We start from the raw sequence: 842 nt of genomic DNA, 5'->3' as shown, positions 1-842 counted from the left end.
GGCCGTGCGCGAGCGTCTCGGCACGACGGTCGTGATGGTGACGCATGACATGAGTGAGGCGTTGCGTTTGGCCGACCGGCTCGTAGTCATGGGGGGCGGACGCATTCTGCGTTCGGGCAGCCCGGCCGACATCCTCGCCGATCCCGGCAGCGCCTTCGTCGAGGCGATGGTCGGCTCGGACGAGCGCTCCTTTCGCCTCCTTTCGCTGCGGCATGTGGGCGACGCGATGGAGCCGGGCGCTGCGTCGGGCGATGCGTTGGATGCGGGGATGGATGCCCGAGCGGCGCTGGGCGCTCTTTTGTGGGCGGGACGCGAGGCGGCGCCCGTGTCGGTCGAGGGCCGCATCGCCGGCATCGTCAGGAGCGAGCGTCTGCTGGCACTGGCGCGGGGACCGGGCGCTTGACCCTTTGCCCCGGGTGGTTCCGGCGGTGAGACGACGAACGGTGATACGGCTCGTTCCGGTCGCGCTTCTGGTCACGTTCCTGATGATGCCGGAACGCTTCGCGCCGCTTCTTCAACCGGTGGCGGGACCGGGCAAGCCTGCGATCTATGATGTCTCGCCGCTCTGGTGGCTGACGCTTTTGCATTTGCGTCTGGTGTTTGTGTCGATCGGGGCGGCGTCCGCGACGGCGCTCGTGCTGGCGATCTGGGTCACGCGTCCCGGCTTTGGGCAGGGCCTGGCGCTTGCAAGAGCGGTTGTCTCGGCGGCTCAGACGTTTCCGCCGGTGGCGGTTCTGGCGCTTCTGGTTCCGATTCTCGGGTTCGGCGACGGGGCGGTCTTCATCGCCCTCTTTCTCTACGGCCTGCTGCCGGTGTTCGAGACGGCGCTGGCGGAGCTGACG

Annotated in this window: 2 pseudogenes; both read left to right on the top strand. The window is 68.5% G+C overall.

From position 1 onward, the window contains the following. A pseudogene (locus AUL35_RS22730) lies at positions 1-403 on the top strand (ABC transporter ATP-binding protein); the annotation flags it as partial. Between the two features lie 25 nt (positions 404-428). Beyond that, positions 429-842 (top strand): annotated as a pseudogene (locus AUL35_RS23135) (ABC transporter permease); the annotation flags it as partial.

The sequence above is a fragment of the Aureimonas sp. AU4 genome (genome assembly GCF_001463765.1).
Classification (GTDB): Bacteria; Pseudomonadota; Alphaproteobacteria; order Rhizobiales; family Rhizobiaceae; genus Aureimonas.
The sequence above is the reverse complement of the archived record's forward strand: the minus strand, read 5'-3'. Positions and strand labels throughout refer to the sequence as shown.